Annotated in this window: 3 protein-coding genes; all 3 read left to right on the forward strand. The window is 38.4% G+C overall.

The genetic code is table 11. The features are described from left to right. Positions 1 to 462, forward strand: a 462-nt coding sequence (locus QB898_RS12900) for a hypothetical protein (RefSeq protein WP_279525275.1), incomplete at its 5' end; no start/stop codon positions are given. A 528-nt stretch (positions 463 to 990) separates the two neighbouring features. Then, positions 991 to 1,269 carry a hypothetical protein gene (locus tag QB898_RS12905; RefSeq protein ID WP_279525276.1) on the forward strand — a complete coding sequence of 93 codons (279 nt, stop codon included), beginning with the start codon at positions 991 to 993 and terminating at the stop codon, positions 1,267 to 1,269. Positions 1,270 to 1,352: 83 nt separating this feature from the next. Beyond that, positions 1,353 to 1,703 carry a hypothetical protein gene (locus QB898_RS12910; protein ID WP_279525277.1) on the forward strand — a complete coding sequence of 117 codons (351 nt, stop codon included), beginning with the start codon at positions 1,353 to 1,355 and terminating at the stop codon, positions 1,701 to 1,703. Positions 1,704 to 2,299: the final 596 nt, after the last annotated feature.

Below are 2,299 nucleotides of genomic sequence, written 5' to 3' on the forward strand. Positions count from 1 at the left end.
GCCGTCAATGCTGGCAAGGAAGTGACCGTGCATGAGAAGAGCATCAACAAGCACGGATGGAAGGGGTTTGGCTATATTGTGATTGATCCGGAGACGGGGGCCGGGGCTTATTTAATTGAGGGGAGTGGAAATGGGGCATGGCTGGCTGGTTTAATATTTGGTGTTTTATTAGGGCTGGAATTTTCCATATTTGTAGCTTCCGCTGCACTTGCAGCAATAGGGCCATCGATCGTAATAGCTTTAGTAAGTGCTTTAGCAATTGTTATAACCACTGCCATTGCAGCTGTAGTTCTACATTCTTATCAACTTGATAAAAAAGCAGGTGAATGTTTTTTAGGGGGACTTGCTTTTGGATTAAATTCGGCAGCCCTAAAAGTTCCCGCAATAATTATGCTGCTGTTAAATATATTCATCGAGACATCTATTGAAACAAGAGGATGGCAAGCGTGCAGTCGAGAGTAAATTGTGAGCGCATTTGTGCATTGAATAAAATATCATGGAACTTTTAGATCCTCTTGTTAAAATAAAAATATCAGCAGTTTTTTCTGCCTTAACTGCGTTAGCATGCATAATTATTTATGGATGTGGAAAAGATAAGAAACCGATTATTTTTCTATGGCTATGGATGCCAGCATATGCCACCATGTGGTGCATCGATTTCGCAACGAGCAATATCATGTTTTATGGAGTCTCATCTATCATATGGAGTACTTCAGGCACCATTTATTTTTGGTTCTATAAAAATAGAAAAATAAATATTTTTATTGCTATAATAACTAGTTGCGTAGCGCTGTGGCATATAGCGAATTTTCTATACTTATATCCTTAGACAGTATTATTGGGGTTATCATAGGAATATTGCTATTCGTTTCTTTAATGAAAGGGAAATACATCCCCGCCATATAGAAAACCATTATGAGCAAATTGCTGCTTCTATCGTCATGTGCGTTGGTCGTCATACTCATTAACTTATGGGTTAGGTACAATATTATGAACGCCGAACTTTTCATAGACGCAGATCGTATTTCATATAAAACAGAGTATTTGTTTACGGTTATTGATTTGCGTGACGTGGATTCCGTATCCCTCAAAAAATCCATCCTGGGAGAGAAGCTCGTATTAATTGGAAGCTTTTCTATTGATCTCAAGAATTTTGGAAAGCAAAAGCGGAAAGTCTTGGAGATTCACAAATCAAAAAATTTTGATATTTATCATGTATATAATTTTTTGAAGAAAAATATTCGTCCTATAATGCAAACAGATGAATGAAGTCTAGAACTGCCGCATAGGCGGCGTGAATTATTGCGCAATTAACCATGCAAAGTTAATCAAGATTTTTAGCAATCGGCACCGTGCACGATTTCGCTCTTGGCTATACCATGCTTGGGCTTGATGCCGCCATTGCTTCAAAAGCCTCGTCTGCCTTTATTGGCCCTATACTGGCGGCGCTCGTTCTTGAGCTGGCGTCAATCGCAGTAATATGGCAGGCTTATGGAGCATTGTATGGCGATAAAGCTCAACAATGTTTTGCCACCGGTATTGGCTTAGGGCTAGCAAGTGCAAATGTCGCTATAGCAATCTTGGGAAAATTAGCGGGACCTCCTCTTCCGGGAGGAACTATTACAGTAGCATCGACCCTTTTAATAATTGCAGTGATATCTTCAAATACACCAACAGAGACCTCAAGCAATTGTTTTAAATAAGTGCAACATGAATAACCTCTGGGATTTAAATAATCATTCCGTAAATATACTGCTACTGATTGCGATTCATTTATATATTTTTATAGTGACATCTATCGTGACTACATATAAAATAACCAAAAATATTAAAAAGGCGCTACTAACAACCTTGCAAGAATCAAAAGCGCCTATGATTAGCGAGGCGTCCATCTCAATTTACGCAATTAGAATTATTTTTGGGGTTAATATCAATATTAGTTATATATATGAGATCCTATTTACATTATTTTCTTGCTTTATTATTATAAATGGCAATATGGGTAAATTTCATTTTAATACTAGAATATTTTTGACTGGTCAAATTATTCTCGTTGCATTTATTGGTTGCATATTGTTTGCAGATTTATTAATGTAGTTTCAATGTGGAATTTTATGTGCTCATAAATCATCGGGGCGTCACGTTCCAAGGGCTGAATATGGACATAGGGTACTTGCGACATGTGCGCTGGGTGAAAGACGATAATCCCAAGAGCCAGATCAACGACAAGCCCGAGCTGAAGCAGAACAACAAAAGCGCGGCGCAAAACCGCTGGATTGCCTACAACAAGATGAGAGGC

The sequence above is a fragment of the Ottowia cancrivicina genome (assembly GCF_029813755.1).
Taxonomy (GTDB): Bacteria; Pseudomonadota; Gammaproteobacteria; order Burkholderiales; family Burkholderiaceae_C; genus Ottowia; species Ottowia massiliensis.